Below are 25,720 nucleotides of genomic sequence, written 5' to 3'. Positions count from 1 at the left end.
ATGGGCGCTGCGCCCGTCGACGGAACGTTCCGTCGACGGGCGTTCGCCATACACGGATACTCTTGGACGGTGACCGACGCCCGAGAGACCGCAACAGAGGCTGCCCCGGCGCCGGTCCCGCTGCTGGACCCGCGCGAGGGAATCCCGCCGGTGACCGCCAGCCCGGAGGCCCTCGCAGACATCGTCGCGGCATTCGCCGCGGGCTCCGGTCCGGTCGCCGTGGATGCCGAGCGCGCGTCCGGATACCGCTACGGACAGCGGGCCTATCTGGTCCAGCTGCGCCGTACGGGAGCCGGGACCGCGCTGATCGACCCGGTCGGCTGCCCCGACCTTTCCACCCTGGGCGCTGCCCTCACCGACACCGAATGGGTGCTGCACGCCGCCACCCAGGACCTTCCGTGCCTCGGCGAGATCGGCATGCGGCCCAAGAGCCTGTTCGACACCGAGCTGGCCGGCCGCCTCGCGGGCTTCCCCCGGGTCGGACTCGGCGCCATGGTCGAGAACGTCCTGGGCTTCGCCCTGGAGAAGGGCCACTCGGCCGTCGACTGGTCCACCCGCCCGCTCCCCGAGCCCTGGCTGCGCTACGCCGCGCTCGACGTCGAGCTGCTCGTCGACCTGCGCGACGCGCTCGAGGAGGAGCTGCGCGAGCAGGGCAAGCTCGACTGGGCGCTGGAGGAGTTCTCGGCCATCGCCGCGGCTCCGCCGCCCGCGCCCCGCGTCGACCCGTGGCGCCGTACGTCGGGCATGCACAAGGTCCGCCGCCGCCGGCAGATCGGCGTGGTGCGCGAGCTGTGGAACGCGCGCGACCAGGCGGCCCAGGAGCGGGACATCTCGCCGGGCCGGATCCTCACCGACGCCGCGATCGTCACCGCCGCCCTGGAGGGCCCGCCGAACGTGACGGCGCTCGCGACGCTGCCCGGCTTCGGGCACCGGATGGGCCGCCGCCAGCTCGAGCAGTGGCAGGCCGCGATCGACCGGGCCCGCGCCCTGCCGGAGCGGGAGCTGCCGCAGCCGGGGCCGGCCTACGTCGGTCCCCCGCCGCCGCGCGCCTGGGCCGACAAGGACCCGGTGGCCGCCGCCCGGCTGTCCGCCGCGCGGGCCGCGGTGAGCAGGCTCGCCGAGGAGCTGAACCTGCCGCAGGAGAACCTGATCACTCCGGACACCGTGCGCCGGCTGTGCTGGGATCCGCCCGCCGAGGCCACCACCGAGGAGGTCGCGGCGGTGCTGACCGGCCACGGAGCACGCGCCTGGCAGGTCGGGCTGACCGCGCCCCTCCTCACCGCGGCCCTCGCCGCCCAGCCGCCGGCAGCGCCCGAAGCGCCTGCGCCGTAGCCCGGACGCCCGCGGAAGCCGGCCCGGAGCGCCCTCGTCCTGTGTGACGTTCGCCGCTCCGGGCGGGGGGACTGTCCCCGCTGGTTACCGGCTAGTAGCATGATGGGCGTAGCCGCAGCCTCGCGCCCAGTGGCAGCGAATCCGCATCTGGAGGAGAGCCAACGTGCCTCGTACCGCTAGGGACGTCGTCTTTGTCGACGGCGTCCGCACCCCGTTCGGCAAGGCGGGCCCGAAGGGCATCTACCACGAGACCCGGGCCGACGATCTCGTGATCAAGTGCATCCGGGAGCTGCTGCGGCGCAACCCGGAGCTGCCCGCCGAGCGGATCGACGAGGTGGCTCTCGCCGCCACCACGCAGATCGGCGACCAGGGTCTGACCCTCGGCCGCACCGCGGGCATCCTGGCCGGCCTGCCGGTCACGGTCCCCGGGTACTCGATCGACCGCATGTGTGCCGGCGCGATGACCGCGGTGACCGCGGTCGCCGGCGGCATCGCCTTCGGCGCGTACGATGTCGCCGTGGCCGGCGGGGTCGAGCACATGGGCCGCCACCCGATGGGTGAGGGCGTGGACCCGAACCCGCGCTTCGTCTCCGAGAAGCTGGTCGACGAGTCCGCCCTCTTCATGGGCATGACCGCGGAGAACCTGCACGACCGCTACCCGGCCATCACCAAGCAGCGCGTCGACGAGTACGCCGTGCGCAGCCAGGAGAAGGCCGCCAAGGCGTACGCCAACGGCAAGATCCAGCAGGACCTGGTCCCGGTCTCGGTGCGCAACAGCAACCCCGAGGCCGGCGAGACCGGCTGGGGTCTGGCAACCTCGGACGAGCCGATGCGCCCCGGCACCACCCTGGAGAACCTGGCCGGCCTCAAGACGCCGTTCCGTGCCCACGGCCGGGTCACCGCGGGTAACGCGGCGGGCCTGAACGACGGTGCGACCGCGTCGCTGATCGCCGCCGAGGACGTCGCCGTCGAGCTGGGCCTGCCGGGTCCGGATGCGTCTGGTCTCGTACTCCTTCGTCGGTGTCGAGCCGGAGGTCATGGGCATCGGCCCGGTCCCGGCGACCGAGAAGGCGCTGGCCCAGGCCGGTCTGACCATCGACGACATCGGCCTCTTCGAGGCCAACGAGGCGTTCGCCGTGCAGGTGCTCGCCTTCCTCGACCACTTCGGCATCGCGGACGACGACCCGCGTGTCAACCAGTACGGCGGCGCGATCGCGTTCGGCCACCCGCTGGCCTCCTCCGGCGTCCGGCTGATGACGCAGCTGGCCCGCCAGTTCGAGGAGCAGCCGCACGTCCGCTACGGCCTGACGACCATGTGCGTCGGCTTCGGCATGGGCGGAACGGTCATCTGGGAGAACCCGCACTTCGACGGAGGCAGCAAGTGACAACCACCGCCGAGCTTTTGAAGGGTGCGGCCGAGCTGTTCCCCGACGAGGTCGTAACGAGCGCGCACGTGCGCCACCTCGACCTCCCGGGCGCCGGACGCTTCGCGCTCATCACGCTGGACAACGGGCTGGACCACACCAAGCCCACCACCTTCGGCCCGCAGTCGCTGGCCAACCTCGACGCGGCGATCGACCAGGTCGAGGCCGAGGCCGCCGAGGGCACCATCACCGGCATCGGCATCACCGGCAAGCCGTTCATCTTCGCGGTCGGCGCCGACCTCAAGGGCGTCGAGCTGCTGAAGCGCCACGAGGACGCGCTCGCCATCGGCAAGGGCGGCCACGAGGTCTTCAAGCGGCTCTCGCACCTCGCGGTCCCGACCTTCGCCTACTACAACGGCGCGGCGATGGGCGGCGGTGTCGAGGTGGGTCTGCACTGCGCCTACCGCACCGTCTCCGCGGCGCTGCCGGCGTTCTCGCTGCCCGAGGTCTTCCTCGGTCTCGTCCCCGGCTGGGGCGGCTGCACCCTGCTGCCGAACCTGATCGGCGCGGACCGCGCGGTGACCGTCGTCATCGAGAACTCGCTGAACCAGAACCGCCAGCTCAAGGGCGCGCAGGTCTTCGAACTCGGCATCGCCGACGCGCTGTTCGAGGGTGCGGACTTCCTGGAGCAGTCCCTGGCGTGGACCGCCGCGGTGCTGCGCGGCGAGATCGTCGTGGACCGCCCGGAGATCGATCGCGGTGCGGCCTGGGACCAGGCCGTCGAGCGCGGCCGCGGCATCGCCGACTCCAAGGTGCACGGCGCGGCCCCGGCCGCCTACCGCGCACTGGAGATCATCGCCAACGCCAAGGACGGCGACCTGCAGGCGGGCTTCGACGCCGAGGACACCGCGCTGGCGGACCTCATCATGGGCGGCGAGCTGCGCAGCGGCATCTACGCCTTCAACCTGGTGCAGAAGCGCGCGAAGCGGCCGGCCGGCGCGCCGGACAAGAACCTCGCCCGCCCGGTCACCAAGGTCGGCGTCGTCGGCGCGGGCCTGATGGCCTCGCAGCTGGCGCTGCTGTTCGCCCGCCGCCTCGAGGTGCCGGTCGTGCTGACCGACATCGACCAGGAGCGCATCGACAAGGGCGTGGGCTACGTCCACGGCGAGATCGACAAGCTGCTCGGCAAGCGCCGCATCAAGCAGGACCAGGCCAACCGCCTCAAGGCGCTGGTGACCGGTTCGCTCGACAAGGCCGCCGGTTTCGGTGACGCGGACTTCATCATCGAGGCCGTGTTCGAGGAGATGGGCGTCAAGCAGCAGGTGTTCGCGGAGGTCGAGGCGGTCGCCCCGGCGCACGCGATCCTCGCCACCAACACCTCCTCGCTGTCCGTCACCGAGATGGCGTCGAAGCTGAAGAACCCCGAGCGGGTCGTCGGCTTCCACTTCTTCAACCCGGTCGCGATCCTCCCGCTGCTGGAGATCGTGCGCGGCGAGGCGACGGACGACGCGTCGCTGGCCACCGCGTTCGGTGTGGCCCGCAAGCTCAAGAAGACCGCGGTGCTCTGCAAGGACGCCCCGGCGTTCGTGGTGAACCGGATCCTGACCCGCTTCATGGGCGAGATCCAGAACATCATCGACGAGGGCACCCCGGTCGCCGTCGCCGAGAAGGGCATCGAGCCGCTCGGCCTGCCGATGTCGCCGCTGGTGCTCCTGGAACTGGTCGGCCCGGCCATCGGGCTGCACGTCTCCGAGACCCTCAACCGGGCGTTCCCCGACCGGTTCACCGTCTCGCAGAACCTGGCCGCGGTGGTCAAGGCCGGCAAGCGTGGCTTCTACGTCTACGATTCCGGCAAGCCGGAGCTGGACCCCGAGGTCGCCGCGCTGCTGGTGCAGGGCGACTCGGTGCTCACCGAGGAGCAGGTCCGCGCCCGGGTGCTGGACGCCGTGGCGCAGGAGATCGGGCTCATGCTCGACGAGGGTGTCGTCGCCGAGGCGCAGGACATCGACCTCTGCCTGATCACCGGCGCCGGCTGGCCCTTCCACCTGGGCGGGATCACCCCGTACCTGGACCGCGAGGGTGTCTCGCAGCGGGTGAACGGCAAGCCGTTCCTCGCCCCGGGCGTCGCGAGCGTGCCCGCGTAGCACCGTGAAGCAACGGCCCCCGGCGGGGTCCTGACCGCAACTGGTCAGGACCCCGCCGGGGGCTTCTTCCTTGGCACCGCTATTTCCTGGGCGCCTCGGCCACCGGCCCGCGCGCCGTGTAGAAGGCCACCGTCAGGTCCCGGACCAGCGACCTCCGCTCGTAGTCGTCGAGTTGGACCAGCCCGCGGTCGGTCAGGCCGCGCACCGTCTCGGCGACCGCCGCGAGCACGTCGTCGAGCACCGCCCGGCGGTGCTTGGCGTCGAGCGCGGTGACCTGGGCCCGCCGCATCGCGCCGGCCACCTCGGGCGCGTATTCCAGGCGTACGGGCTGCGCCGAGAAGACCTCGACGCCGACCGGGCGCATGTCGGCGGCGAGCAGCCGGGTGAGCTGGTCGCCGAGGCGTTCGGAGTCGCGCAGGGTCGGCCCCGAGCCGCGGAAGTCGTCGACGGGCAGTTGGGAGACGGCACGGGCGACCGCACACTCCACCTGTTCGCGCAGGTAGCGCGCGTGGTCGTCGATGGCGAAGGCGGCCCGTGCGGTGTCACGGACCCGCCAGACGATCAGGACGCCGACGTGCAGCGGGGTGCCGTCCGCGTCGACCGTCTCGATCGCGCGGCTGCGCCAGTGCCGCAGGCTGACGTCCATCCGGCGGCGGCCGAGCAGCGGGCTGATCCACAGCAGGCCGGTGTCCCGGACGCTGCCCTGGTAGGCGCCGTGCCGGGTCAGCACCCAGACGTTGCCGGGACGGCCGCGGGTGAGGCCGCCCGCGGCGAACGCGGCCAGCGCGCCGAGCAGCAGCACCGCGCCCCACAGGCCGGTCAGGTCACGGGGTGCCGGCGCCCCGGGCAGCACGGTGTGGCCGGCCAGCCGCTCGGGCAGCACGCCCGTCCGCCACAGCAGCCAGCCGCCGACGACGGCCGCGACCAGCGCGGTGAGCGCCGCGGTCCAGCCCGGCAGGCAGCGGCCGGGCCTCTCGACGAGGTCGGAGACGGTGATGGTGCGGGCGGACGGCGTGACGGCGGCGGTGGGGATGACGGCGGGCAGGACGGTGGTGGCGGCCAGGGCCGCGTCCGCGGTGGGGGCGTGAGTCGTCACAGGAAGAGTCGTCTCCAGGTCTCCGGTCCGGGGTAGCCGTCCGCGTCGCGCCCGGACCAGCCCTGGGCACGTTGGAACGCCTCGACGGCGCGGCGGTCGGCCTCGCCCCAGGTACGGCTGGGGCCCACGCGGTAGCTCTTGCCGAAGCCCCTGGCGACGAGCCGCCGCCCGAGCGTCAGCACGTGGTCGTTGGACTGCCCGCGGCGGAAGGAGGCGGCGCCGGGGTAGCGGGGTGCCGTGGAACCGCCGGTCGGCCGCGTCACGGGAGCGCCGGCGGGGATGTTCCGGCCGGCGCCGTCCACCAGGTACTCCCAGGTGGCGGGTCCCGGCAGGCCGTCGGCGTCGCCGCCGGACCAGCCCTGGGCGCGCTGGAAGGCTTTGGTGGCGTCGCGGTCGGCCACGCTCCAGAGCGGACCGGCGCCGACGACGTAGTAGGACCTGGCGCCGCGGGAGATGAGCAGGGTGCCCAGTCGGGTGACGGCCGCGTTGTTCGCGCCGGGCCCGAACGCGCGGGCCCCGGGGTAGGCGTTGCTCCCCGGCGTGCCGGTGCCGCCTGGGGTGCCCGGGTTGCCCGTCGTGCCGGTGCCGCCCGGCGCGGGGTCGCCGGTGCCGGACACCAGGTACTTGTACCGGTAGGCCACGTACTTGTCGGAGTTGGTCCAGTAGGCCATGGGCGTCGTCTGGACCCGGGTGTGCGGCTGGGTCTGCTCCATCGCGGTGTACAGGCGGTGGTCGGAGTCCGCCCAGCCGCCGAAGATGACGGCGTGCGAGCCCTTCTCCGGGTTCGCCTGGTTGTGGAACAGCAGGATGTCGCCGGGCTGCAGGGCGTCCCGCTCGATCCGCGTCGCGTACTCCGGCAGGCTGCCGGTCCACGCGTTGGTGCCGAGACCCCAGGCCATGGAGATGAAGCCCGAGCAGTCCTGGCGGTACCCGTCCGACCACAAGGCGGACAGGCTGTACGGCACCTGGGCGTCGACCCAGAGCTGTGCCCGGTCCAGGATCTGGTCCCGCGTCAGATGCAGCGGGGCCGTCACCGGCGCCGCGAGGCGGGCCTGGCCGAGCACGGAACGGGTGGCGGCACTGGGGGCGGTGGCCGCGGCGACCGCGCCCGCCGCGCAGCTGACGGCCGTGCCGGCGGCGGCGGCCACGACGATCGCCCGGGTGGCCGCGGTCGCGCTGCCGCACGTACCGGTGTCGCGCGTCACCGAGTCGGTGAGGCGCTGTCGCGCGCACTCCTCGCAGATGCAGCCGGAGAGCGGTTCTACGTCGTCGAACAGCGGTATGGACATGCGCACACTCCTCCGTGATCGGACGTCACATGCCCTTGATACCCGATTTCGTCAGAAAATTGACGGATTGTCGGATATGTCTGAGCCAGCCGAGGACGTGCCCGGTCACGGAGGAGTGGGAAAGCGTTCGGGAAGGGGTTCAGCTCGCGAGGCTCGGCTGCCCCGACGGCGCGGTCTCGTCGGACACCTTCTTGGCCTCCTTCTCCACCTGCGAGCGCAGTTTCGACGGCGTCAGCGTCTTCTGGACGTCCGGCAGCGTCTCGCCGTTGATCTGGAGGACCGGCACCTCGCCGTAGACGCCCGCCACGAAGTCGGCGTCGGACTTCGCGACCCAGCCCTCGTGGTCGTCGCCCTTCAGGCACGGTACGAACTTGCCCTCGTCGATCTTCCCGGCCTTCTCCGACAGCTCCTTCAGCAGACTCTGGCTGCTCAGCGCGTCGTCCGACGGATCCGGCTGCCGGTTCCAGACCTGCTGCACGAACTGCGTGAACCGCCCCTGGTCCTGGGCGCACGCGGCCGCGTTGGCGGCCTCACGGGAGCCGTGGCCGCCCAGCCGCGCGTCGGTGCGGGTGACCAGCCGGTACTGGATCTGCACCTGTCCGGTCGCCAGCAGCTTCTGGAAGGTGTCCGCGTACTCCTCGGCGAACGCCTTGGACTGCGGGCTGCGCAGGTCCTCGAACACGGTCAGCGTCACCGGGACGCTCGGCCGCACCGGCACCGCCAGCTTCGCCTGTCCGTCCGGACCCGCCGCGTTCGCGGGCGGCTTCACCTTGTCCGCCTTCGCACCGCGCACGTGCGCGCCGATGACCGCGGATGCCCCGAACACCACCGCGAGCACCACAATGCCCGCGGCATACGGCCGCCAGCGCTGCAGGAGACTTTTGCGGGGCGCCGCCCCGGAGTCCGCCGTGTCGTTCCGGTCCTTGAGTCCCTTGGACTCCGTCATGAAAAACCGCCACCTCGATCAACGTGCTCTGCCAAGTCGCCTGTATACCACCGGGACGCGTCGCGACCGGCCCCAGGGGCCCTGGCGGGAGCTAGCGAGGAGCCGGGAGCCGGGCGTACAGGACCGCGCCGCCGACGGTGTCCACGGGACGGTACCCAGTGTCCAGCATCCGCCGCAGGGTCGGTGTCAGGGCCGGGGCGTACGGCGCTCCACGCGAGTCGTCGACGATCAGGTCGGCCGGGCGCAGCGCCGCCTCCTCGCCGAAGGTGCGCCAGGCGCCGGGGACCGCGTACCGCTCCCCGACCCGTGCGCCGCCGCGGCCGCCGCTGAAGTTCGTCAGGAAGCCGGCCGTCAGATAGCGGCTCGCGGGGGCCCGGCCGGAGAGCCAGTACTGCTCGGGGTGCATCCCCCAGACCAGGACGGTCTCCCCTGGGCCGGTGCGGGCCCGTACGGCTGCGGCGACGGCGTCGGCGTGGTCCAACTCGGTCCGCGGCGCGGTCAGGCCCCAGACGGCGAATGCGGCGCTCGCGAGCACCGTCCAGGCGATGGCCGCGGGCCACCAGCGCGGCAGCCCGCGCAGCGCGCCCACCCCGATGAGCACCAGCGGCGGGATCAACTGCAGGAAGTAGTGGCCGTAGAACTGGAAGCCGAAGACGACGCCGAGCGCCGAGGCGCCCAGCCAGACCCACAGATCGGCGGTGAGCCGTCCGGCGCCGCCCCCGCGGGCCGCCGCGAGGACCGCCGGGACGATGAAGGCCGCCCCCGCCGCGGCCAGGATCCCGGCGTTCCCCAGGCCGCGCCCCAGCGCCACGCCCCAGGCACCGGACGCGGAGGCGTAGGAGCCGGAACCGGTGACCGTCCAGAACACGAACCGGGACGGGCCGGTCAGGATCGCGACGGCCGCCACCGGCAGGACACAGCCGGCGAGCAGCCGCAGGGCGGCGGCCCGGCCGGGCGGCTCGGGCGCCCGCCGCGCGCTCCACAGCATCCACAGCACGGGCAGCAGCACCGCGCCGCCGGTCTGCTTGGTCAGCGCCGCGCCCGCGACGGCCAGGCCCGCCGGGCCCCAGCGGCGGCGGTCGGCCGCCCAGAAGGCCAGGGCGGTCCACGGCAGCATGAACACGCCGAAGGAGGCGGCCTGGGTGTCCTCGGGGGCCAGGCCGATGGAGAGCAGCAGGTACCCCGCGCCCGCGGCGGCACCCGCCCGGCCGCCCCAGCGGCGGCGGGCGACGGAGGCGAGCAGCAGGGCGGTGGCGAGTTGGGCCACGACGGCGGCGGCGCGCGGCGGCCACAGCGAGTCGTCGCCGAAGACCGCGAACAGCCCCTCGTAGAGCCAGGGCAGCAGCGGCGGCTTGCGGTCGACGACGGTGTCGTAGAGCACCCCGCCGTGGGCGAGCATCCGTGCCTGGACCGCGAGGTAGCCCTCGTCGGGGTTCCAGACCGGGCGCAGGAACGACGGAACGCGCACGAGGGCGGCGAGTACGGCCAGCGCCGCCGTCAGCCGCACCCAGTAGCGGTCCGGCGCCCGGAGCCGCCGGTTCCGGCGGCTCCGGGCGCCCCCGCCGGCCGGCTCGGACGGGGCGGGGAGGGCGGCGGTGGCGGCGCTCGTCGTCTTCGGGGCCGATGGCACGCCTGACAACGTACCGTCGGTCAGGCGTCCTTGTTCAACCGACTGTGGCTTCGGCCGTACAGGAAGTAGACGACGACACCGATCACCATCCAGATCCCGAACCGCACCCAGGTCTGGCTCGGCAGGTTCAGCATGAGCCACAGCGAGGCGCCCACCGAGACGATCGGCAGCACCGGCACCCACGGGGTGCGGAAGGAGCGCGGCAGGTCGGGCCGGCTGCGGCGCAGGATGACGACGCCGACCGCGACCAGCACGAAGGCGAACAGCGTGCCGATGTTCACCAGCGCCGCCAGCTCCGAGATGCTGGTGAAGCCCGCGATCACGGCGATGAGCACGCCGAGCAGGACCGTCGAGCGGTACGGCGTGCGGAACTGCGGGTGGACCCTGGAGAAGAACCGGGGAATGAGCCCGTCGCGGCTCATCGCGAAGAACACCCGGGTCTGGCCGAGCAGCAGGATCATGCAGACCGTGGTGAGGCCGACCGCCGCACCGAAGCTGATGACGCCGGCGAACCACGGGTGCCCGGTCGCCTTGAAGGCGTCGGCGAGCGGCGCGTCCACCGACAGCTCGGTGTACTTCTGCATACCGGTGACCACGATCGACACGGCGACGTACAGCGCCGTGCAGATGAAGAGCGAGCCGAGGATGCCGCGCGGCATGTCCCGCTGCGGGTTCTTGGTCTCCTCGGCCGCGGTCGCCACGATGTCGAAGCCGATGAAGGCGAAGAAGACGACGGCCGCGGCGGTGAAGATGCCCTGGACGCCGAAGCTCGTCGGCGCGTAGCCGAACATCGTCTGGATCAGGGGTGCCTTGAGGCCCGACGCCTTGGCGGAGGCGACCGCGTCCGGGATGAAGGGCTTGTAGTTGGCGCTCTTGATGAAGAACGCGCCCGCGATGATGACCAGCAGCACCACGGCCAACTTGATCGCGACGATCACCGAGGTGACCCGCGCGGAGAGCTTCATGCCGAGCACCAACACCCCGGTCAACAGCAGCACCAGCAGGAACGCCAACAGGTCGAACCCGAACCCGTTCGCGTCGCTGGTACCGGACAGGGCCTGCGGCAGGTGCCAGCCCGCGTTGTCCAGCAGCGACCGCACGTAGCCCGACCAGCCGACCGCCACCACCGCCGTGCCCAGCGCGAACTCCAGCACCAGGTCCCAGCCGATGATCCACGCCGGAAGCTCGCCGAGGGTGGCGAAGGAGAAGGTGTACGCGGACCCGGCGACCGGGACCGTGGAGGCCAACTCGGCGTAGCAGAGGGCCGCGAGCCCGCACACCACCCCGGCCACGACGAAGGCGAGGGCGACCGCGGGCCCCGCGTTGTCCTTCGCCACGGTGCCGGTGAGCACGAAGATGCCGGTGCCGATGATGACGCCGACGCCGAAGACGGTGAGGTCCAGGGCCGACAGGGACCGCTTGAGCGCATGTTCCGGTTCCTCGGTGTCCCGCATGGACTGCTCGACGGACTTGGTCCGGAACACTCCGTTCGGGTTCCTGCCCGACGAGGGCGGGTTCTGCTGCGTACTCGTACTCACCGGCGCGCCTCCTGTTCGTCCTGCCGACAGGGTGGGGAGCGTCGGCAGTCGCCACTCCACTCCCGTGGGTCGCTTCACCCGAATAGGCGCGCCTATGCCTGGGCCAATGCGTGAGGGGGTCCACCCGGATGGGTGGACCCCCTCGTACGCCAGTTCCGCGGAGCCGACCTCAGTCGCTGACCGCCGCGGGCTCGGCCGAGTCGACGCGCTCGCCGAACCGGCCGTCGATCGTCGCCACCAGGCCGGTGACCTGGCGCGCGATGTCGGGCGCGGTCAGCCCGATCTCGGCCATGACCTCCTTGCGGGAAGCGTGGTCCAGGAACTCCGACGGGATGCCGAAGTCGCGCAGCGGCATGTCCACGTCCGCGTCGCGCAGCGCCTGGGAGATCGCCGAGCCGACGCCGCCGACCCGGCAGTTGTCCTCGACGGTGACCACGACGCGGTGTCCGGCCGCGAGTCCGGGCAGCGCCGCGTCCACCGGCTTGACCCAGCGCGGGTCGACGACGGTGGTGGTGATGCCCTGGGCGTCGAGCAGGTCGGCGATCTCCAGGCACATCGGGGCGAGGGCGCCGACCGACACCAGCAGGACGTCGGGCCGCTCCCCTTCGGGCGCCTTGCGGAGCACGTCCATGCCGCCGACCCGGCCGACGGCCTTGACCGCCGGGCCGACCGCGCCCTTGGAGTACCGGACGACGGTGGGCGCGTCATCGACCTCGACGGCCTCGCGCAGTTGGGCGCGGACCTGGTCGGCGTCGCGCGGGGCGGCGATCCGCAGGCCGGGCACGACCTGGAGGATCGACATGTCCCACATGCCGTTGTGCGAGGCGCCGTCGGTGCCGGTGACACCGGCCCGGTCCAGGACGAAGGTCACGCCGCACTTGTGCAGCGCCACGTCCATCAGCACCTGGTCGAACGCGCGGTTCAGGAACGTCGCGTACACCGCGAAGACCGGGTGCAGCCCGCCGGTGGCCAGGCCCGCCGCCGACGTGGCGGCGTGCTGCTCGGCGATGCCGACGTCGTAGACCCGGTTCGGGAAGACCTTCGCGAACCTGTCCAGGCCGACCGGCTGCAACATCGCGGCGGTGATCGCGACGATGTCCTCGCGCTCGCGGCCGAGCTTGACCATCTCCTCGCCGAAGACCGAGGTCCAGTCGGCGCCGGAGGCGGCGATCGGCAGGCCGGTGTCCGGGTGGATCGGCCCGATGCCGTGGAAGCGGTCCGCCTCGTCCTGCTCGGCCGGGCGGTAGCCGCGGCCCTTCTCGGTGAGGCAGTGCACGATGACCGGGCCGCCGAAGCGCTTGGCGCGCTGCAGCGCCGACTCCAGCGCCTCCACGTCGTGGCCGTCGATCGGGCCGACGTACTTCAGGCCCAGGTCCTCGAACATGCCCTGCGGGGCGATGAAGTCCTTGAGGCCCTTCTTGGCGCCGTGCAGCGTCTCGTACAGCGGCTGCCCGATGAGCGGGGTGCGCTCCAGCAGGTCCCTCGTGCGGGACAGGAAGCGCTCGTAGCCGTCGGTGGTGCGCAGCGTCGCGAGGTGGTCGGCGAGTCCGCCGATCGTCGGGGCGTAGCTGCGCTCGTTGTCGTTGACGACGATGACGAGCGGCCGGTCCCCGGCGGCGGCGATGTTGTTCAGCGCCTCCCAGGCCATCCCGCCGGTCAGCGCGCCGTCACCGATGACGGCCACCACGTGGTCCTGCCTGCCGAGCACCTCGTTGGCCTTGGCCAGGCCGTCGGCCCAGCCGAGCACCGTCGAGGCGTGGCTGTTCTCGATGACGTCGTGGGCGGACTCGGCGCGCGAGGGGTAGCCGGACAGGCCGCCCTTGCTCTTGAGCCGGCTGAAGTCCTGCCGCCCGGTGAGCAGCTTGTGCACGTAGGACTGGTGCCCGGTGTCGAAGAGCACCTTGTCCCGCGGTGAGTCGAAGACCCGGTGCAGGGCGATGGTCAGTTCCACCACACCGAGGTTGGGGCCCAGGTGTCCGCCGGTCTTGGAGACCGCGTCGACGAGGAAGGTACGGATCTCGCCCGCCAGCTCCACCAGCTGCTCCTGGCTGAGCCGGTCGAGGTCGCGCGGTCCCTTGATACGGGTCAGCAGCGGCACCCGTGCCTCCTATGCAGTCGAACTGGTCGATCCGTCGAGTCTAATGTTCCGCGTGCGGCGCCGTGGAGCGCCCCGTGCGACGTTTGTCACCCGCGGTCCACCCGGCAACACGAATGCCCGGTGCAGGGATGATCATCCCCGCACCGGGCCGGTGCCGCCACACCGCCGTCATGCGGAGGTGTGTGCGATGGAGCGTTACGCGCGGCCGGAGGCCTTCTGCGTCTTGCGCGACACCGAGTCGATGACCACGGCGGCGAGCAGCACGCCACCGGTGATCATGTACTGGAGCGCGGTGTTCATGTTCAGCAGGTCGAGACCGGTCTGGATGGACTGGATGACCAGCATGCCCAGCAGCGCCGACCAGACGCTGCCGCGCCCGCCGCAAGAGGCTGGTGCCACCGATGACGGCCGCCGCGATGGCGAGCATCAGCAGGTTGCCGCTGCCCGCGCCGAGCGTCGCGGTGTAGGTCTGGGCGGCCAGGAAGAGACCGCCGAGCGCCGCGAAGCCGCCGGAGATCGCGAAGACCGAGATGCGGATCATCGCGACGTTGATACCGGCGCGGCGCGCCGCCTCGATGTTGCCGCCGACCGCGAAGATCTTGCGGCCGTACGAGGTGCGCCGCAGCACGAAGTCACAGATGACCAGCGCGGCGAGGAAGATCACCAGGGCGTTGGGCACACCCGCGGCGCGGTTGAGGACGTACGCGGACACGAAGGCCGCGACGGCCAGCGCGGCGGCTCGGATCACGATCTCGCTGGTCGGCCGGAACGGCACGCCGGCCTTGCGGCGGCGGCTCTGCTCGATGAGCGAACCGACCAGCAGCGAGACGGTGCCGAGCACCGCCAGCAGGTAGGCGCCGGCGATGTCGGCGTCCATGAAGAACGAGCGCTGGCCGAGAAGGTGCATCAGCCCCTTGTCCTGGATCGACAGGCTCCCGGTGTCGCCCAGGATCCACTGCATGAGGCCGTTCCACCCCATGAAGCCGGCCAGGGTGACGACGAACGCCGGCACGCCGATCTTGGCGAAGAAGAACCCGTGGATCACGCCGATGACGACACCCGTGACGATCGTCAGGAAGAACGCCAGGATCGGGTTCACATGGTGCGTCGTGGACAGGACGGCGAAGACCGCGGCCGCCAGACCGCTGACCGAGCCGACCGACAGGTCGATCTCCCCGAGCAGCAGCACGAAGACCAGCCCGATGGAGAGCATGCCGGTCGCGGCCAGGAAGTAGGTGATGTTGACCATGTTCCCGGCGCTCAGGAACAGGCTGTCCTGGGACTGGAACACGGTCCAGATGATGATCAGGCCGACGATCACGGGCAGCGAGCCCAGCTCACCGCCGCGCAGCTTGCGCTTGAACTCCGAGAGGTAACCGCGGAAGCCCTGCTCGCGGACGAGCAGCCGCGGGTCGATGGCCTGCGCCACCGCGGCCGGCGGCTCGTCGGCCGTCGGTTCCTGCTTGGAGAGTGTCGTCTTGTCGCTCACTTGGCCGCCTCCGTGGTGCGCGCCTGACGACGGGTCACGGCGTTGTCCGTGGCCCCGGTGATCGCGGCGATGATCTCTTCGTGCGAGGTGTCCTTCACCGGGAAGGAACCGTTGTTCTTGCCCAGCCGCAGCACCGCGACGGTGTCGGCGACGGCGCGCACATCGGCCATGTTGTGGCTGATGAGGATGACGGCGAGACCGCGCTCGCGCAGCCGCTCGACCAGGTCGAGGACCTGGGCGGTCTGCTCGACGCCGAGGGCGGCGGTCGGCTCGTCGAGGATGACGACCTTCGGGTCGCCGATCAGGGCGCGGGCGATCGCGACGACCTGGCGCTGACCACCGGAAAGGCTCGCGATCGGGATCCGGACGCTCGGGATGCGGATCGACAGGGTGTCGAGCAGCTCGCGGGCGCGCTGCTCCATCGTCACCTCGTCGAGCGCGAACCCACGGCGCAGTTCGCGCCCGAGGTAGAGATTGCCGACAACGTCGAGGTTGTCGCACAGCGCGAGGTCCTGGTAAACGGTGGCGACGCCGAGACCCTGGGCGTCGTGGGGCCGGTTGATGGCGACCGGCGAACCCTCCCACTCGATGACGCCTTCGTCGATCGGGTGCACACCGGCGATCGTCTTGACCAGAGTGGACTTACCGGCGCCGTTGTCGCCGACCAGCGCGACGACCTCTCCGGCATGGACCTCCAGCTCGACATCGGTGAGGGCTTGCACCGCACCGAATCGCTTGGAGACTCCGCGCAACGCCAACACGGGCGTAGCGGACACGTGAACCATCTCCTTCGCCGCCTGACCGGCGGGGATGCCGCGCCCTGCGAGAGGCGCGGAAGGACGTGCAAGAAGCACAGGATGACAAAGTCAGAACGTGGGGGTAAGACCCTTGTCCCGTAAGCGTTTCCGCCCGGCGCCCCACCCGCAGCGGGGTATGGATGGTGGGTGGGGCGCCGGACAGGCTCTACGGAACCGGGGGCCCGTCGGGCCCCGGGGTTTTTACTGAATGCCGGCAGCCTTGCAGGCGGCGGCGAAGTCAGCGGTGCAGATCTGGGCCACGGTGTAGAGCTGGTCCTTGACGACCGTGTCCTTGATGTTGGCCTTGGTCACCGACACCGCGGTGAACAGCTTGGCGGGCACGGTGGTGCCGGAGCCGCTGGTCGCGGTGATGTCGGCGACGGACTTGATGTCCTCGCCCTTGAGCAGCTTGACCGCGATCTCGGCGGTCGCGTCGGCCTCGGGCTTGTAGGCCTTGTAGATGGTGCTGTACTGCTGGTCCGCGAGGATCCGCTGGATGCCGGGGAGCTCGGCGTCCTGACCGGTCAGCGGCGGGTTGATGCCGGCGCCCTTGAGGGCGGTGGCGATACCGCCGGCCATGCCGTCGTTGGCGGAGTAGACACCGGCGATGTTCTTGGCGCCGATCTGGGTTATGGCCGCCGTGACCTTCTGGTTGGCGACGGTGTCCTTCCACAGACCGCTCTGCTCGTACGCGATCTTGACCTTGCCGTCCAGCACCTTGTGGGCACCGGCCTTGAACATCGCGGCGTTCGGGTCGGCGTCGTCACCGTTGATCATGACAACGTTGGCAGTCGGGGTCGCCTTGGCGCCCAGGGAGTCCAGGAGGGCCTGGCCCTGCAGCTCGCCGACCTTCTCGTTGTCGTAGGAGACGTAGGACGAGACCGGGCCCTGCGCGAAGCGGTCGTACGCCACGACCTTGATGCCCGCGTCCACGGCCGCCTGGACCGAGGACTTGATGCCGACGGCGTCCTGCGGGTCCAGGATGAGGACCTTGACCTTCTTGGTGATCATGCTGCTGACCTGCTGCGCCTGCTTCGCTGCGTCACCCGCGGCGTTGGCGTACTCGATCTTGCAGTCGGAGCAGAGCGCCTTGATCTTCGCTTCGATCAGCGGACGGTCGAACTTCTCGTACCGCGTCGTCGCGTTCTCCGGAAGGAGCAGGCCGATCGAGTTGTCCTTGCTGTCGGACTTCTTGTCGTCTCCGGCCTTGCCGCACGCGGCCACGGACAGGGCCATCGTTACGGCAACGGAGCCGATAACGGCGCGACGCATCATTGCGTTCATTTTGAGGTGCCTCCCTGACGAGGCCGCAACGCTGCGGCCGAGGTTCACGTGAGTCAACTCCGCCGTTGCCATGCCGTCAATAAGTAAACACTTAACGAGATGGCAACGGCGCGGATCGTTAGCTGTGTGAACCCAGGGTTATGCAGGTCGCTGCGCCGAAAGCGCCGGGACCGCTGCGGGAGCATTCCCATCAAGAAGGGTCGAATCGCCCATTTCGCTCAGCACCAGGGCCAGCGCGCCGAGCACTTCCGCGCGGGCACCGAGACCGCCGGGGACGATCGACAACTGCCGGGCCGCGCTGGGGATGGCGTAGCGCGCCACCGACTCCCGGATCGGCCCCAGCACCAACTCGCCGGCCTCCGCGAGATCGCCCCCGAGAACGACCCTGCTGGGGTTCAGGAGGTTGCAGAGACTGGCCACGCCCATGCCGATGTGCCGCCCCACGTCCGCGATCACCCGGCGGCAGCCTGGATCGCCCTCGCGGGCGTACTGCACCATGCGCGGCACCGTCAGATCGGCGCCGTGACTGCTGCGCAGAAGTTCCAGGGTGTAGCGGGCGGCGGTGAAGGTCTCCAGGCAGCCGCGGTTGCCGCAGCGGCACACCGGGCCCGACTCGTCCAGCGTGATGTGCCCGATCTCGCCCGCCGTGCCGCCCGGGCCACGGTAGATCCGGCCGTCTATCACCAGGCCCGCGCCGACGCCGCTGGCGACCTTGATGTAGGCCAGGTCCCGCACCCCGCGGCCGCCGCCCCACACCAGTTCGCCGAGCGCCCCGAGGTTGGCGTCGTTGTCCACCTGCACGGGCATGCCGAGTCGGTCGGACAGCTCCTGACGTGGGTTGATGCCACTCCAGCCGGGCAGGATCGCGGTCGATCCGATCGCCCCGGACTCCACGTCGATGGGGCCGGGGACACCGAGGCCGACTCCGAGCACCTTGTCCACGCCGATGCCGGTCGACTCGATCAGCTGGGCGACCAGCTGCTCGGCCCGGTCGAAGCCCTGGGACGCGGAGGCGTCCACGTCGATGGGCTCGGACTGCTCGGCCAGCACCTGGTGCGCCAGGTTCCCCACCGCGACCCGCAGGTGGGAGTGGCCGAAGTCCACGCCGACGACGATGCCGACATCGCCGGACAGCGCAACGCTGCGGGCCCGTCTTCCCCCCGAGGAGGTAGGCGTGACCTGCACCGTTCCGTTGTCCCGCAGCTCCCGGACGATATTGGAGACCGTGGCGGCGGACAGCCCGGTACTCCGGGCGATCTCCGCCTGGGTGAGCGAGCCTGCCAACCGTACGGCGCGCACCACGCGCTCGAGATTGGCCCGGTGCAGCGATGACTGCGATCCCGGAGTCTCCACGACCATCCACTCCTGCCTCGGCAGGCGGTACAAACCGCCGCCCGAACGGACGAGGCCGCACCAATGAGACCCCGTCGTCTACAACATGTGAACCCTAAGCTGAGCCTTTAGGGTGATGTCCCGTCAAGGGCTGAGACCATTCTGCGACGGAAAGCCCGATGCGTCACAGGTCGCCCGCGCCCCCTCAGCACCTCAGGACGTCACGGAGGGAAGACCCGGCCCGGCCCGGCGGCCCTTCCGCGCCGGACTCGGCGGACGAGCCCGTACACAAGGTGATCGTGCCCGGTGCCGGACGGCGCCGTGCGGGGACGGCAGCGTCCTGGCGCGGAGACGGCAGCGTCCGGGCGCGGAGACGGCAGCGTCCGGGCGGGCCCGGCATCCCTCCGGCAACGCCGCGGCCCGGGTACCGGTGCGATCACCGGTACCCGGGCCGTGGTGCGGCACGCGGTCGCTGTCGCCACGAGGCGGAGGCCGCGGGGCGCCCGCCGCATGGCAGGCGTTACTTCAGCGTCCCCGCGGTCAGGCCCGCCTGGACCTGGCTCTGGAACGAGAGGTAGACCACCAGCACCGGCAGCATGGCGATCACCATGCCGGCGAAGAGGGCCGGGTAGTCGCCCGCGTACCCCTGCGCCAGCGCCAGGTTCACCAACCCCTGCGCGAGCATGGAGTGATCGGGGTCGGTGCTGTGCTGCTGCTGCATGAGCGTGACCGGCAGTACGTACTGGTTCCACTGGCCGAGCACGTTGAAGATGCCGACGCTGAGCAGGCCGGGCTTGGCCAACGGCATCATGATGCTGAAGAAGACCCTGCTGTGCGAGGCCCCGTCCAGCACCGCCGCCTCGTGGATCGCGGTCGGCAGCGTCCGGAAGAACGAGTGCATGAAGAACACCGTGAACGGCAGCGAGTACGCGACGTACACCAGGATCAGCCCCTGGTACGTGTTCAGCATGCCGAGGTTCTTCACCATGAAGAACAGCGGCACCAGCGCCAGGAAGTACGGGAACATCGCCCCGCCGACGAACAGGAAGTAGATGAACCGGTTGCCGGGGAAGTCGTACCGGGCCAGCACGTAGGCCACCATCGACCCGAGCAGCATCGTCAGCGGCACCGAGAACACCATCACGATCAGGGTGTTCAGGAAGAAGTCGCCGATGCCCTTGTCCCAGGCGCGGGTGAAGGCGTCGAAGCCCCAGTGCGACGGCCAGGACCAGGCGCTGTTCCCGATCTCGGCGTTGTTCTTGAACGCGCTGACGATGATCCACAGGAGCGGGAAGATGATCATCACCGCCCACAGGGCCAGGAAGCCGTGCGAGAAGACGTTGAGTACGCGGCCACCCGAGCCGTCACGCTTCGGGCCGCCACCGGACACGTCCCGCGGTGTGATCCCCTGCACGGGGACCGCGCCCTGGAGTCCGGTCTTGGGCTCCGTCGTAGGTGTGGTCATGATGCTTCCCCGCTCAGAACTCGATGCGGTCACGGCGGGAGACCCGGAGCGTGACAGCGGAAACGATCAAGGTCAGCAGCATCATGATGACGCCCTGCGCGCAGGCGTAGCCGCTCTTCCCGAAGAACAGGAAGTTGCGCATCAGATAGGTCGCCATGACCTCGCTGTGGTGGTCGGGTCCACCGCCGTAGCCGGTGCCCGTGGTCAGACCGGACACCAGGGCGAAGAAGTCCATCGCGAAGATCGAGATGTAGACCCAGGACGTCTGGATGCTGTCCCACAGCAGCGGCAGGGTGACCTTGAAGAACGTCTGCGAGCGCCCGGCGCCGTCCAGCAGCGCCGCCTCGTAGATGTCCTTCGGGATGGACGTCATCGCCGCGGAGAACAGCACCAGGTAGAAGCCGACGCCGGCCCAGACCTGCACGGCCAGCAGGCACCACAGCACCAGGTTCGGGCTGTTGAGCCATTCGATCGGGTTCGACGCGTCGATCAGGTGCAGCTTCAGCAGCAGGCCGTTGAGCAGACCGGCCCCGTCGCTGCGGTAGACCGCGCCGAACAGCACGATGAGGATGGCCACCGACAGGACCTGCGGGAAGAAGTAGATGATCTTGTAGAACCCGGCCCCGCGGACGCCCTGGACGCCCCCCGAGGTCTCGCGGCCGCCGACGTTCACCATGAAGGCGAAGAACAGCGCCAGCAGGATGGTGATCACCGGCAGGAAGATCAGCAGCAGGATGTTGTGCTCGATCGCCGTCACGAACACGTCGTCGTGGAAGAGCTTGGTGTAGTTGTCGAAGCCCACGAAGTTGAAGGTCTGCGACTGTCCGGACCAGTCCGTGAGCGAGTAGCCGAACGTCTGAATGTACGGCCAGACCACGAAGGTGATGTACAGGACCAGCGGAACGATGAGGAAGCCCACAATGAAGGGGTATTTACGATGCTGCATGGATCATCCTGCTCCTGATCGACGGGCTGTGCCGGCGGGGGAGCGGACTGATCCGCTCCCCCGCCGATCGGTGTCGCTGCGTCAGCCCTTCTTGGCCTTCGCCGCGGCTTCCTTCGCCTTCTGCAGCCACTGGGCCGGGGTGATGCGCTTGGCCATCAGCTCGCCGCTGATGGTCTCCAGGTCGGTTCCGAACGCGCTCGCGGTGTTCGGGTAGTTGTAGTTGAACGTGTTGGCACCCGCCGCCTTGAGCACGGTCACCGTCGAGGCGGTGCCCGGGCGCAGCTGGACGTCCGCGCCGACGCCGTCCTTCAGGACGGTGAGGGAGTTGGCGGCGGCGGCGAACTTGCCGGAGCCCTCCTTCGTCAGCATCAGGCGCAGGAACTCGAGACCGCCGGCCTTGTTGGCCGCCTTCTCCGGGACGACGAAGGGCTCGCCGGCGCCGGCGCGGATGGCCTCGTAGGGGAGCTTGTCGCCGGGCAGCGACGGCATCGGCATGAACTTCATGTCGAAGTCGCTCGGGGTGGACTTCAGCTGCTCGTTCTCCAGCCAGGAACCACAGGGGATGAAGGCTGCCTTGTACTCGTTCCACCGGGTCTGGGACTCGATGTGCGTCAGACCGTTGGTGCCCGGGTACAGGTAGCCCTTGTCGACGATCTGGTAGACGGCCTCGACGGCGGCCCTTGGCGGCCGGCTCGTCCCAGACGGTCCCGTCCAGGGCGTCGACGCGCTTCTGCAGCTCCGGGCCGCCGTTCTTGGCGAGCAGGTCCAGGATCACGACGTTGATGTAGTAGGGGAACTTGCCCTGGTGGATGAAGGGCGCGATGCCGGCCGCCTTGATCTCACCGCAGAGCGAGATGAAGTCCGCCCACGTCTTCGGCTCCTTCCAGCCCTTCTCCTTGAAGAGCTTGCCGGAGTACCAGAGGCCCCACACCGTGTAGATGTAGCTGAGCTGCTTGAACTTGCCGTTCAGCATGCCCGTGTCGATCGTGCCCGGCTGGAGCACGTCGCGGATCTTCTTGCTCGGGTCGTCGATGTACGGCGCGTCCAGCAGCGGCGTCAGGTCGGCGAGCTGCCCGGCCTTGTCCAGGACGTCCAGCTTGATCTGCTTGGCGCCCGAGTCGTCGATGACGTCCGGCGGGGTGCCGTTGTTGAAACGGGGCTGCAGCTTGCCGCTGATGTCCTGGGTCGGCAGCACGCTGGACTTGGAGCCCTTGTGCTTCGTCTCGTACAGCTTGCCCAGCGCGGTGGCGTAGTCGTGGCCGTAGCCACCGTCGAACACCACGATGTCCAGGGCCTTGGTGTCGTTCACGCCGAAGGGATTGTCCTTCGAGACCGTGCCCTTGTCGGCTTCGCCGGACTTGGTGTCGCCGCCGCTGGACGCGCAGGCGCTCAGCAGACCGGCCGACGGAAGGGCCACCAGGCCAACAGCCGCGGACCGCTTGATCAGACTCCGGCGGTTCAGTTCGGATCCCATGCTCAAGTCCTCGCCCTCTACAGGACTCATGCGGTGCAGCGGAATCCGCCGGCGCCCGCGAACAGATGAAGCTTCAGTGATGCTGCCATCCACCGAGGGGAGGGTCCTGCACGAGCGGGCGTTCTCGGCCCGTCGATCCCCCCGCCCCGTCCCGCGCTCGCGGGCTTCCCTGGACGCGACAGGTATAGTCCACTTCTCGCTGAGAGGGCAAGATCGAAAGCCCGTTTGGCCGTGAAGCTTTCCCGAGTTGAGACCTGGCCGAAACGCGGAGGGACTGACTCCGTTTGTGGAACCTCCTCGGACAGTAGGCACTTGCCTTCACTTATCTACCATTGATCACCCGCCTCGCGTTCAGTTCTTGAAGGACAAACGCGGACGGACCGCACCCCTGGGTGAGGGGTGCGGTCCGTCCGGACGACCGCCGCGGGCCGTCGGCCCGTGTTCGGTGGGTGCCTACTTGGTGATCAGCGAGCGCAGCACGTACTGCAGGATGCCGCCGTTGCGGTAGTAGTCCGCCTCGCCGGGGGTGTCGATGCGCAGCTTGGCGTCGAACTCCACGTCGCCGGCCGTCACCTTCACCGTCTCCGGGATCCCGCCGTCGTTCAGCGCGGTCACACCGGTGAAGGAGAAGGTCTCCTCGCCGGTGAGGCCGAGGGAGGCCGCGGTGACGCCCTCCGGGTACTGCAGCGGCAGGACGCCCATGCCGATCAGGTTCGAGCGGTGGATGCGCTCGTAGGACTCGGCGATGACGGCCTTGACGCCGAGCAGCGCGGTGCCCTTGGCGGCCCAGTCGCGGGACGAGCCCGAGCCGTACTCCTTGCCCGCCAGGATGACCAGCGGGATGCCGGCGGCCTGGTAGTTCTGCGAGGCGTCGTAGATGTACGCCACCGGTCCGCCCTCGACGGTGAAGTCGCGGGTGAAGCCGCCCTCGGTGCCCGGTGCGATCTGGTTCCGCAGCCGGATGTTGGCGAAGGTGCCGCGGATCATGACCTCGTGGTTGCCGCGGCGGGAGCCGTAGCTGTTGAAGTCACGGCGCTCGACGTTGTGCTCGGTCAGGTACTTGCCGGCCGGGGTGTCGGCCTTGATCGCACCGGCCCCGGGGAGATGTGGTCGGTGGTGACCGAGTCGCCCAGCAGGGCCAGCACCCGGGCGCCGGCGACGTCGGTGACCGGGGTGGTCTCCATCGTCATGCCGTCGAAGTACGGGGGCTTGCGGACGTAGGTGGACTCGCTGTCCCACTCGAACGTGTTGCCGGTCGGGATCGGCAGCGCCTGCCACTGCGCGTCGCCGGCGAAGACGTCCTGGTAGGACTTGTTGAACATGTCCTCGCCGATGGCGTTGGCCACGACGTCGTTGACCTCGGCCTCGGTGGGCCAGATGTCCTGGAGGTAGACCGGCTTGCCCTCGGTGTCGGCGCCGATCGCGTCCTTGGTGATGTCCACCTTCATGGAGCCCGCGATCGCGTACGCGACGACCAGCGGCGGCGACGCCAGGTAGTTCATCTTGACGTCCGGGTTGATCCGGCCCTCGAAGTTGCGGTTGCCGGAGAGCACCGAGGTGACGGCCAGGTCGTGCTCGTTGATCGCCTTCGAGATCTCCTCGTCCAGCGGACCGGAGTTCCCGATGCAGGTGGTGCAGCCGTACCCGACGAGGTTGAAGCCCATCTTGTCGAGGTACGGGGTCAGGCCCGCCTTGTCGAAGTAGTCGGTGACGACCTTCGAGCCCGGAGCGAGGGTGGTCTTGACCCACGGCTTGCGGGTCAGACCCTTCTCCACCGCCTTCTTGGCCACGAGCGCGGCGGCGACCATGACGTAGGGGTTCGAGGTGTTGGTGCAGGAGGTGATGGCGGCGACGGTGACAGCGCCGTGGTCGATCTCGAAGGACGTGCCGTCCGCGAGGGTGACCAGGGTCGGACGGGTCGGCACGCCGTTCGTGGCGGCCGGGGCGTCGGAGGCCGGGAAGGACTCCTTGCCGGCCTCGTCGTCGTCCTCGACGTAGTTGCGCACGTCCTGGGCGAACTGCTGCGAGGCGTTGGCGAGGACGATCCGGTCCTGCGGGCGCTTCGGGCCGGCGATGGAGGGGACGACCGTGGAGAGGTCGAGCTGCAGCTTCTCGGAGAAGTCCGGCTCGGCGGCCGGGTCCAGCCACAGGCCCTGCTCCTTGGCGTAGGCCTCGACGAGCGCGACCTGCTGCGCGTCGCGGCCGGTCAGCCGCAGGTACTTCAGGGTCTCGTCGTCGATCGGGAAGATCGCGGCGGTGGAGCCGAACTCCGGCGACATGTTGCCGATGGTGGCGCGGTTGGCGAGCGAGGTGGCGGCGACGCCCTCGCCGTAGAACTCGACGAACTTGCCGACGACGCCGTGCTTGCGCAGCATCTCGGTGATCGTCAGCACCAGGTCGGTGGCGGTGGTGCCGGCCGGCAGCTCGCCGGTCAGCTTGAAGCCGACCACGCGCGGGATGAGCATGGAGACCGGCTGGCCGAGCATCGCGGCCTCGGCCTCGATGCCGCCGACGCCCCAGCCCAGCACACCGAGGCCGTTGACCATGGTGGTGTGCGAGTCGGTGCCGACGAGGGTGTCGGGGTACGCCTGGCCGTTGCGGACCATGACGGTGCGGGCCAGGTGCTCGATGTTCACCTGGTGAACGATGCCGGTGCCCGGCGGGACGACCTTGAACTCGTCGAACGCGGTCTGGCCCCAGCGCAGGAACTGGTAGCGCTCCCGGTTCCGGCCGTACTCCAGTTCCACGTTCTGCGCGAACGCCTCCGGGGTGCCGAACTTGTCGGCGATCACGGAGTGGTCGATGACCAGCTCGGCCGGGGCCAGCGGGTTGATCTTCGCCGGGTCACCGCCGAGCTCCTTGACGGCCTCACGCATGGTGGCGAGGTCCACCACGCAGGGCACGCCCGTGAAGTCCTGCATGATCACGCGGGCCGGCGTGAACTGGATCTCCTGGTTGGGCTGGGCGCTCGAGTCCCAGTTGCCGATGGCCCGGATGTGGTCGGCGGTGATGTTCGCGCCGTCCTCGGTGCGGAGCAGGTTCTCCAGCAGGACCTTCAAGCTGTAGGGAAGGCGGGCGGAGCCCTCGACCTTGTCCAGCTTGAAGATCTCGTACGACTCGTCGCCCACCTGCAGCGTGCTGCGGGCGTCGAAGCTGTTCGCCGACACGACAGTCTCCTTCATGCATGTAATTCGCGCGTACCAGCGCAATCCTGCCGACACGACCGGCACGACTCCATGCCGATCCGCTAAGGTGAGCGCTAAGTTAGGTATGCCTTACCTAGCAGCTCGGTGACTGCGGCGTGGTACGCCTCGGCAGATATCTCGATGTCGAGATAACTCTAGTACATCACCGGTGCGGGGTCATGCCCCGGCACCCCCGTGCCGCTCACGCATGCCCACCGGCGCCCCCTCGTACGCATGCGGCCATCCGGAGCAACGCTTCACACGAACGGGCGGATAAATCTCATATCCGAGATAGTGACCTTGCGTGAAGC

Annotated in this window: 14 protein-coding genes and 4 pseudogenes; 3 read left to right on the top strand and 15 right to left on the bottom strand. The window is 69.9% G+C overall.

The genetic code is table 11. From position 1 onward, the window contains the following. Window positions 1–69: 69 nt before the first annotated feature. From M2266_RS27370 to M2266_RS27360, 3 genes and pseudogenes are all read left to right on the top strand, one after another. Entirely contained in the window at window positions 70–1,332 is a 1,263-nt protein-coding gene (locus M2266_RS27370) for a ribonuclease D (protein WP_277440573.1), read from the top strand. A 163-nt stretch (window positions 1,333–1,495) separates the two neighbouring features. Next, window positions 1,496–2,717, top strand: a pseudogene (locus tag M2266_RS27365) (acetyl-CoA C-acyltransferase). Next, window positions 2,714–4,840, top strand: a complete 2,127-nt coding sequence (locus tag M2266_RS27360) for a 3-hydroxyacyl-CoA dehydrogenase NAD-binding domain-containing protein (RefSeq protein ID WP_277440572.1) — start codon at window positions 2,714–2,716, stop codon at window positions 4,838–4,840. The pseudogene M2266_RS27365 and the gene M2266_RS27360 overlap by 4 nt, the downstream one beginning before the upstream one ends. 79 nt (window positions 4,841–4,919) lie before the next feature. Here the strand turns inward: M2266_RS27360 and M2266_RS27355 are convergent, their stop codons facing one another. The 15 genes and pseudogenes from M2266_RS27355 to acnA all read right to left on the bottom strand — a co-directional run bounded on the left by M2266_RS27355 (window position 4,920) and on the right by acnA (window position 25,391). Beyond that, window positions 4,920–5,936, bottom strand: a complete 1,017-nt coding sequence (locus M2266_RS27355) for an SPFH domain-containing protein (protein ID WP_277440571.1) — start codon at window positions 5,934–5,936, stop codon at window positions 4,920–4,922. Beyond that, window positions 5,933–7,225: a peptidoglycan-binding protein gene (locus M2266_RS27350; protein WP_277440570.1), complete on the bottom strand. Its 1,293-nt coding sequence runs from the start codon at window positions 7,223–7,225 to the stop codon at window positions 5,933–5,935. Before M2266_RS27350 ends, M2266_RS27355 begins: the two co-directional genes overlap by 4 nt. Window positions 7,226–7,364: 139 nt before the next feature. Further along, the gene (locus tag M2266_RS27345) at window positions 7,365–8,171 is read right to left on the bottom strand and encodes a thioredoxin domain-containing protein (protein WP_277440569.1); all 807 of its coding nucleotides are present in this window, start codon (window positions 8,169–8,171) and stop codon (window positions 7,365–7,367) included. 91 nt (window positions 8,172–8,262) lie between these two features. Beyond that, a complete protein-coding gene (locus tag M2266_RS27340) occupies window positions 8,263–9,801 on the bottom strand; it encodes a glycosyltransferase (protein WP_277440568.1) in 1,539 nt (512 codons plus the stop codon). 20 nt (window positions 9,802–9,821) lie between these two features. After that, window positions 9,822–11,255: an amino acid permease gene (locus M2266_RS27335; RefSeq protein WP_277441381.1), complete on the bottom strand. Its 1,434-nt coding sequence runs from the start codon at window positions 11,253–11,255 to the stop codon at window positions 9,822–9,824. Between the two features lie 253 nt (window positions 11,256–11,508). Continuing rightward, on the bottom strand, window positions 11,509–13,437 hold the full coding sequence (gene dxs, locus M2266_RS27330; RefSeq protein WP_277440567.1) for a 1-deoxy-D-xylulose-5-phosphate synthase: 1,929 nt from the start codon (window positions 13,435–13,437) through the stop codon (window positions 11,509–11,511). Window positions 13,438–13,632: 195 nt separating this feature from the next. Next, window positions 13,633–14,926: pseudogene (locus M2266_RS27325) on the bottom strand (sugar ABC transporter permease). Further along, complete coding sequence (locus tag M2266_RS27320; RefSeq protein ID WP_277440566.1) at window positions 14,923–15,711, bottom strand: ATP-binding cassette domain-containing protein; 789 nt, start codon at window positions 15,709–15,711, stop codon at window positions 14,923–14,925. Before M2266_RS27320 ends, M2266_RS27325 begins: the two are co-directional and overlap by 4 nt. 213 nt (window positions 15,712–15,924) lie before the next feature. After that, a complete protein-coding gene (locus M2266_RS27315; protein ID WP_277441380.1) occupies window positions 15,925–16,995 on the bottom strand; it encodes a substrate-binding domain-containing protein in 1,071 nt (356 codons plus the stop codon). Window positions 16,996–17,145: 150 nt separating this feature from the next. Then, entirely contained in the window at window positions 17,146–18,360 is a 1,215-nt protein-coding gene (locus tag M2266_RS27310; RefSeq protein ID WP_277440565.1) for an ROK family transcriptional regulator, read from the bottom strand. Window positions 18,361–18,859: 499 nt separating this feature from the next. Next, window positions 18,860–19,804 (bottom strand): carbohydrate ABC transporter permease, encoded by a 945-nt coding sequence (locus tag M2266_RS27305; protein WP_277440564.1) that lies wholly within the window; start codon window positions 19,802–19,804, stop codon window positions 18,860–18,862. Between the two features lie 13 nt (window positions 19,805–19,817). Beyond that, window positions 19,818–20,750 (bottom strand): sugar ABC transporter permease, encoded by a 933-nt coding sequence (locus M2266_RS27300; RefSeq protein ID WP_277440563.1) that lies wholly within the window; start codon window positions 20,748–20,750, stop codon window positions 19,818–19,820. An 81-nt stretch (window positions 20,751–20,831) separates the two neighbouring features. After that, the gene (locus M2266_RS32465) at window positions 20,832–21,254 is read right to left on the bottom strand and encodes a hypothetical protein (protein WP_346780968.1); all 423 of its coding nucleotides are present in this window, start codon (window positions 21,252–21,254) and stop codon (window positions 20,832–20,834) included. A gap of 250 nt (window positions 21,255–21,504) precedes the next feature. Then, window positions 21,505–22,224, bottom strand: a pseudogene (locus M2266_RS32460) (extracellular solute-binding protein); the annotation flags it as partial. 453 nt (window positions 22,225–22,677) lie between these two features. Beyond that, window positions 22,678–25,391: pseudogene (gene acnA / locus M2266_RS27290) on the bottom strand (aconitate hydratase AcnA). Between the last annotated feature and the right edge of the window lie 329 nt (window positions 25,392–25,720).

The organism is Streptomyces sp. SPB162 (assembly GCF_029504575.1).
In the GTDB taxonomy this organism is placed as follows: Bacteria; Actinomycetota; Actinomycetes; order Streptomycetales; family Streptomycetaceae; genus Actinacidiphila.
Note: the sequence above shows the minus strand (reverse complement) of the source record. Positions and strands in the feature narration are given on the sequence as shown.